The organism is Streptomyces sp. IBSBF 3136 (assembly GCF_036815105.1).
Taxonomy (GTDB): Bacteria; Actinomycetota; Actinomycetes; order Streptomycetales; family Streptomycetaceae; genus Streptomyces.
Genome location: NZ_JAJSZC010000327.1, coordinates 1 through 6,987 on the forward strand (window position 1 = coordinate 1; position 6,987 = coordinate 6,987).

The 6,987-nt window shown below is 72.8% G+C and carries 7 protein-coding genes, 1 tRNA gene and 1 pseudogene; 6 read left to right on the forward strand and 3 right to left on the reverse strand.

The window, feature by feature from the left end; genetic code table 11:
* Positions 1–25: 25 nt before the first annotated feature.
* The 6 genes from V7E45_RS37725 to V7E45_RS37750 all read left to right on the forward strand — a co-directional run bounded on the left by V7E45_RS37725 (position 26) and on the right by V7E45_RS37750 (position 5,150).
* A complete protein-coding gene (locus V7E45_RS37725) occupies positions 26–781 on the forward strand; it encodes a GntR family transcriptional regulator (protein ID WP_333778793.1) in 756 nt (251 codons plus the stop codon).
* A gap of 174 nt (positions 782–955) precedes the next feature.
* Positions 956–2,080: a TIGR03364 family FAD-dependent oxidoreductase gene (locus tag V7E45_RS37730; protein WP_333778787.1), complete on the forward strand. Its 1,125-nt coding sequence runs from the start codon at positions 956–958 to the stop codon at positions 2,078–2,080.
* Positions 2,081–2,085: 5 nt separating this feature from the next.
* Positions 2,086–2,805, forward strand: coding sequence for a phosphonatase-like hydrolase (locus V7E45_RS37735; protein ID WP_443056342.1), 720 nt, complete (start codon positions 2,086–2,088; stop codon positions 2,803–2,805).
* 199 nt (positions 2,806–3,004) lie between these two features.
* The gene (locus V7E45_RS37740) at positions 3,005–3,784 is read left to right on the forward strand and encodes an HAD-IIA family hydrolase (protein WP_333778789.1); all 780 of its coding nucleotides are present in this window, start codon (positions 3,005–3,007) and stop codon (positions 3,782–3,784) included.
* A 122-nt stretch (positions 3,785–3,906) separates the two neighbouring features.
* Positions 3,907–4,473: a hypothetical protein gene (locus V7E45_RS37745; RefSeq protein WP_333778790.1), complete on the forward strand. Its 567-nt coding sequence runs from the start codon at positions 3,907–3,909 to the stop codon at positions 4,471–4,473.
* 11 nt (positions 4,474–4,484) lie between these two features.
* Positions 4,485–5,150, forward strand: a complete 666-nt coding sequence (locus V7E45_RS37750; protein ID WP_333778791.1) for a class F sortase — start codon at positions 4,485–4,487, stop codon at positions 5,148–5,150.
* 162 nt (positions 5,151–5,312) lie between these two features.
* On the opposite strand, the pseudogene V7E45_RS37755 reads toward V7E45_RS37750, so the two are convergent.
* The 3 genes and pseudogenes from V7E45_RS37755 to V7E45_RS37765 all read right to left on the reverse strand — a co-directional run.
* A pseudogene (locus tag V7E45_RS37755) lies at positions 5,313–5,543 on the reverse strand (hypothetical protein); the annotation flags it as partial.
* A 124-nt stretch (positions 5,544–5,667) separates the two neighbouring features.
* On the reverse strand, positions 5,668–6,390 hold the full coding sequence (locus tag V7E45_RS37760; RefSeq protein ID WP_333778792.1) for a FadR/GntR family transcriptional regulator: 723 nt from the start codon (positions 6,388–6,390) through the stop codon (positions 5,668–5,670).
* Positions 6,391–6,498: 108 nt separating this feature from the next.
* Positions 6,499–6,572, reverse strand: a tRNA-Lys gene (locus V7E45_RS37765).
* Between the last annotated feature and the right edge of the window lie 415 nt (positions 6,573–6,987).

Below are 6,987 nucleotides of genomic sequence, written 5' to 3' on the forward strand. Positions count from 1 at the left end.
CCCCCCTTTCTGCGACGATCCCCCCGTGGACTACCCGAACGACCAGGCCCCCGGCGCCCCCGTCCGCTCCGGCATCCCGGAGCACGGGCGCATTCCGAAGTACTACGCGGTCAAGGCGCGCATCGCGGCACTGCTGGAGGAGCTGGGGGAGGGCGGTGTCATCCCCACCGAGCGCGATCTCGCCGAGCGGTACGACGTGGCCCGGGAGACCGTTCGGCAGGCCGTGCGGGAGCTGGTGCTGGAGGGGCGGCTCAGGCGGCAGGGGCGGGGGACGGTGGTCGCCGGGCCCAAGCTGGCCCAGCCGCTCTCCCTGGCCAGCTACACCGAGGGGGTGCGCGGGCAGGGCCGTATCCCCGGCCGTACGCTCGTCACCCTCGACCGCTTCCCGTGCCCGGAGCCCCTCGCGGCCGAGACCGGGCTCACCCGGGGCGAACCCGTCTGGCACCTGGAGCGCGTGCTGCTCGCCGACGACGAGCGGGTCGGCCTGGAGAGCACCTACGTCGCGGTCGCCCGGGTGCCACGCCTGGACGCCGACTTCAACCCCGACTCCTCCTTCTACGCCTACCTGCGGGACCAGGGCATCGCCTTCGGCGACGCCGACGAACGCGTCGAGACCGTGCTCGCCACCCCCCGGGAGGCCCTGCTCATCGGCACCCCGCCGGCCCTGCCGATGCTGCTGATCCACCGCGTGTCACGAGACACCGGAGGGCGGCCGCTGGAGCGGGTCCGGTCTCTCTACCGGGGCGACCGGTTCTCCTTCACCGCCCATCTCAAGGGCTGAGAACGGCCCGGAGCACCCCGTGACCGGGCTGCTCACCACTCTCGACCGCCCTCACCTCACCTCCGAGTAGTATCACGAAATGATAACGGGTCTAGCCCAAATGTCTCCGGCCGTTCACGCTCTCCTTGTCAGCCGGATGTCTCCGGTGATCTGATCGAGAGGAGCGTCGCCGCGGTGAGAGTGACAGTCGTCGGAGCCGGCGTGGTGGGCACCATGCACGCCTGGCAAGCCCTGGAGCGCGGCCACCGGGTCGTCCAGATCGAGCGCGAGACCGAGGCGCGCGGTGCCTCACTGCGCAACTTCGGGCAGATCTGGGTCAGCGGCCGCGCCGGTGGAGCGGAGCTGGAAGCCGCGCTCCGGGCGCGGGAGCTGTGGGAGGAGATCGGCGCGCGCGTCCCGGCGCTGGGCTTCCGGGCCATCGGGTCCCTGACCCCCGTCCGCGGCCCCCTGGAACTCGCCGTCGCCGAGGCCGCCGTGGCCCGCCCGGACGCCGCCGCACGCGGGTACGAGCTGCTCACCCCGGGTGAGGCCCGCGCGCTCAACCCCGCCCTGCGCGGCGAGTTCACCGCCGCCCTGTACTGCGAGCGGGACGCGGCCGTCGAGCCGCGCACCGCGCAGCTCGCCCTGCGCGAGGAGCTGCTGAAGCACCCGGACTACACGTTCCTGCCGGGCCGCGAGGTGCGGGAGGTCACCGGCGCCGGAACGGTCCGCGACGACCACGGGGACGTGCACCAGGCCGACGCGGTCGTCCTGTGCACCGGCGCCTGGCTCGGCGGGCTGGTCCGGGAGCTTGCCGGACCGGACCTGCCCGTGCGCCGGGTCCGCCTCCAGATGATGCAGACCGACCCGCTCGGCGAACCCCTGACCACCTCGGTCGCCGACGCCGACAGCTTCCGCTACTACCCGGCCTACGCCTCCCCGGCGCTGGACGAGCTGAACGCCCGGCAGCCGCAGGCCGAGACCGCCGCCGCCCACCGCATGCAGCTGCTCATGGTGCAGCGCGCCGACGGCGGCCTGACCATCGGTGACACCCACGAGTACGAGCACCCCTTCGCCTTCGACACCGTCGAGGAGCCCTACGAGCACCTCACCGGAGTCGTCGAGTCCCTGCTCGGCCGGCCGCTGCCGCGCGTGCGGCGCCGCTGGGCCGGGGTGTACGCCCAGTGCACCGAACCCGGCCGGGTCGTGCACCGGCAGCAGGTGCGCGAGGGGGTGTGGCTGGTCACCGGGCCCGGCGGGCGCGGCATGACCTGCTCACCCGCGATAGCCGAGACCACCGCGAACGAACTGGGCTGGTGAGGAAGTTGACCACGGAGAACCGCGACATCCACCTCGTCGTCCTCGACATGGCAGGCACGACCGTCGCCGACGACGGCCTCGTCGAGCGCGCCTTCGCGGCGGCCGCCGCCGAACTCGGCGTCGCACCCGGCTCGGCCGAGCACGCCGAGCACCTCTCCTACGTACGCGCCACCATGGGCGAGTCCAAGATCTCCGTCTTCCGGCACCTGTTCGGGGACGAGGACCGCGCCCGGCGCGCCAACGCCACCTTCGAGAAGGCGTACGGCGAGCTGGTCGACGACGGCCTGATCGCTCCCGTCCCCGGGGCCCGCGAGGCCATCGCGGAGCTGGCCGGCGGCGGCCGTACCGTCGTCCTGACCACCGGCTTCGCCCGGGTCACCCAGGACGCGATCCTCGACGCCCTCGGCTGGCGCGACCTCGTACCGCTCACCCTGTGCCCGGCCGACGCCGGCGGGCGCGGGCGGCCCTACCCCGACATGGTGCTCGAAGCGTTCGTCCGGACGAAGGCCGCGGCCGACGTACGGCAGGTCGCCGTCGTCGGGGACACCTCCTACGACGTGCTCAGCGGCGTGCGGGCGGGCGCGGGGCTGGTCGCGGGGGTGCGCACCGGGGCGCACCGGGACGACGCGTTCCGTGCCGCCGGCGCCACCCACGTCCTGGCCTCCGTCGCCGACCTGCCCGCACTGCTCGCCGGGCTGGCCGCGCCGCTCGCCCCGGAGCGGTAACCGGTGAGACGGGCATCCGCTTCGACTCCGTCACCGTTGTACGACGTACGTTCGGGGTACCCCGTCGGCCGTGTCGCATCGTCCTCGGAAGCGGGCGATCGACGGGGTACGGATCGCGCGGGTCTGATTAGGGTGGGGGCGTCGGTACGCCGTGGTTCCGGCGACCCCCGCCCGTACGTACGCCAGGAGACGCAAGCACATGGCAGACCGCAAGCCCATCGAGTCGTGGCTCACCGACATGGACGGTGTCCTGATCCACGAGGGTGTCCCGATCCCCGGCGCCGACGCCTTCCTGAAGAAGCTGCGCGACTCCGGGCGGCCCTTCCTGGTGCTCACCAACAACTCCATCTACACCGCGCGCGACCTGCACGCCCGGCTGCGCCGCATGGGCCTCGACGTGCCGGTCGACAACATCTGGACGTCCGCCCTGGCCACCGCCCAGTTCCTGGACGACCAGCGGCCCGGCGGCAGCGCCTATGTGATCGGCGAGGCGGGCCTGACCACCGCGCTGCACGACATCGGCTACATCCTCACCGACCACGAGCCCGACTTCGTGATCCTCGGCGAGACCCGCACGTACTCCTTCGAGGCCCTGACCAAGGCCGTCCGCCTGATCAACGGCGGCGCCCGGTTCATCGCCACCAACCCCGACAACGTCGGCCCGTCCACCGAGGGCGACCTGCCCGCCACCGGGTCCGTCGCCGCCCTGATCACCGCCGCCACCGGCAAGAAGCCGTACTTCGTCGGCAAGCCGAACCCGCTGATGATGCGGGCGGGGCTGAACGCGATCGGCGCCCACTCCGAGAACTCCGCGATGATCGGCGACCGCATGGACACCGACGTCCTCGCGGGCCTGGAGGCCGGGATGCGGACCTTCCTCGTGCTCACCGGGGTCACCCAGCCCGTGGACGTCGACCGCTACCCGTTCCGCCCGTCCCAGGTCGTCGACTCCATCGCCGACCTGGTCGACCTCGTCTGAGCCCACCCCGTGCGACCTGGGGCTTCCCAACCCCGGTCCACCCGTTCGGAGCAATCGCGCGCCTCCCGAGGATGCGGAGGCGCGCGGTACGGGGGAGCCTCCCTTTATCTGGAGGTTTCACGATGGGCTCAGCACGCCTCACTCTCTGTACCGGACTGCTCGCCGTCGCCGCGCTCACGCCGACGGCGGCGCACGCGGCCGACAACGACCGCGGAGTCACCGTGACCCCGTCCTCCCCGGCACCGGGTGACGACGTGACGTTGCGGATGCGCGGCTGCACCGGGGCGCAGGCCACGGCCGCCTCGCCCGCCTTCGTCTCCGACGCCCGGCTGACCGGCGGCCAGGCCGGGCAGACCGCGATGGCGGGTCAGACCAGGATCCGCACCTCGCTCGAACCCGGCGCCTACGAGGTGCGGATCAGCTGCGCCGACGTGGTGATGACCGGCACCATCACCGTCGTGGACAAGGCTGCCGGGCGGCCCGACGGGCAGGGCACCGCCCCCGACCCGGCCGCCTCGCCCGTGGCGCCGGTGCACGCGGGCGGCGGTGGCACCGCGCACTTCGCGACCGTGGCCACCGACACGTCCGGGCCCGACGCCGCCCAGGCGGTGACCGGCCTCGCCCTCGCCGGGATCGCCGCGGCCGCCGTCGGGCTGCGCAGGGCCCGCCGGAGCCACGGCACGGACTGAGCGCCGCGGACATGTCCGACGAACACGGGCGCGGCACCGGGCGCCTGGTCACCTGCCTGGCCTGGGCGGTGCTGCTGTTCGGGCTGTGGCTGTGGGGACGCGGCGTGACCGCCGTGCCCGCGAGCCCGTCCGGACCCACCACGGGCGACGTGGCCGGACTCGACCGCGCCGCGGGGGCGCTCCCGCTGCCGCCCGCGGCCCGACCGCTCGGGGCCGCGCCGCCGCTGCGCGTCGACATCCCCGAACTGGCCGTGCAGGCACCGGTGGTGGCCCGCGGCCTGGACCGCGAGGGCGCCGTCGACCCGCCGCCGTTCGACCAGCCGGGAGTGGTCGGCTGGTACGGCTCCGGGACCGCGCCCGGCGCGGCGGGGGCAGCGCTGATGGTCGGCCACGTCGACACCGAGACCCGGCCCGCCGTCTTCTACAAGCTCAGCACCCTCGAGCCGGGCGAGACGGTCCGGGTGGTCCGCGCGGACGGCAGGGTCGCCCAGTTCACCATCGACGACGTGCGGGTCCTGCCCCGCGACGACTTCGACGCGCGTGTGGCCTACGGCCCCCGCCGGCCGGGCCGCGCCGAACTCCGCCTGATCACCTGCGGCGGCACCTTCGACCGGGCGAGCCGCAGCTACACGGCCAACGTGGTGGTCTCGGCGTACCTCACCGGCACCGGCCCGTGAGCCCCCGTGCGACCTCGTGACCCCCCGCGCCGGTGGGCCACGATCGGCACTCGGAATGATGCGCCCAGGGGGAACCGCATGTACGACACCAGGGGGCCCGGACTCCGGCACGTACACGGGCGTCCGCGGTGGTGCCGGGGACGGCGCTGCCGGCCGCCGGGGGCCGTACACCTGCGGGCCGATGACGAAGCCGACGTCGGGGTCGCGGAAGAAACCGAGCATCCGCTCCAGGTAGTCGGGCATCAGGCCCCGGTGGCGCAGCTTGACCGCCGCCTCCCGGGTCTTCGTCACCATCTCCAGCGGCTCCTTGCCGGGCACGAAGGAGGTGAGGAAGGCGACCCGGGTGCCGGTCTCCGGCACCACGGACGCTCTCCACGGCGCCGGCTCATGGGCGGGGATTCCTCCCCGCCGGTCCGCAACCGCTCGCTGCCAACCGCCGCTCAGCGAAGGCTCGGTGGCACAAAGAGTTCTACGGCGCAGAGCGTGATCGCAAGACGCGAAACGCCCTGTCTACCGGTCAAACCCGTTCATTGTGGCGCGGGTGGTGCTCGGGGGGCCCGGGCGCGCCGGTGGGGGCGAGGCGGGCACGGATGTTGCCGAAGTGGTCCCTTATGGCCTCCTCCGCCCGCACCGAGTCGCCGGACCGGACGGCGTCCAGGATCTCGCGGTGCTGGCGGCAGGTGACCCGCGGATCCTGCGGCACCTCCACCAGGTCCCGCCGGACGCGGTGGAAGGCGTCCCAGAACGCCTCCAGCACCTCACTCAGCAGCACGTTGTCCAGCCCCCGGTAGAGGGTGGCGTGAAACACGCGGTCGGTCTCGGCGAGGCCGCGTCCCTCGGCGGCCTCCCGTTCCATACGGTTCACGAGGGCGTCCAGTTCAACGAGGTCCGCCTCGGGCAGCCGCCCGGCCAGCCGCGAGACCAGCCCCGTCTCGACCGCCTCGCGCAGCTCCAGCAGCTGGAGCAGGGAGTCCTCGCCCCGGTAGTGCCCGGCGACCGTGCGGAAGGCGAGTCCCTCGATCATGGGTGCGAACGACATCGAGCCGACGTAGGTCCCGAACCCGTGCCTGATCTCCACGATGCCCATCGCCTGGAGCGCCTTCAGGGCCTCCCGTACCGAGTTCCGGCTCGCCCCGAGGAACTCCATCAGCTCGGGCTCGGTCGGCAGCGGGGCGCCCGAGGGCAGCCGTCGGTCGACGATGAGCTTCTTGATCCGCTCTTGAAGGTCCCGGGCTGCCATGGCCAGAGGGTATCCGGCCAAACAGGCAATGGGTGCGGCGCGGCGGCGAAAACAGATATGGCGAGCCAGGACCGCGTTCTCCGCGGACGTGGCTCGCCATCGTCATCGTGCGCCGCCAGGGACTCGAACCCCGGACCCGCTGATTAAGAGTCAGCTGCTCTAACCAACTGAGCTAGCGGCGCCTGCTGACGGGAAAACTCTACATGACCTGGCGGGGTGCTCCGGACCACACNCCGCTGATTAAGAGTCAGCTGCTCTAACCAACTGAGCTAGCGGCGCCTGCTGACGGGAAAACTCTACATGACCTGGCGGGGTGCTCCGGACCACACGGGCCGGGGTCCCCGATCCGGAGCACGCGCGGTACATCGTTCGGACCGTCAACATGCGCGCCCGGAAGCCAGTTGTGAAACTGATCAGCGTGCACACTCGCGGACAAATCCACCCCGTATGTGAGGCAGATCGCATGACCGCTCCGCTGTTCGAGGACGTCGACCCCGAAAACGGCTGCGACTGCCCCGGCTGCGTCCACGGGCGGCGGACGAGCGCTCGTGCGGCCGCCCGCCCGGTGGGGGGGCGGCCCGGCGGGCGGGGGGTGGG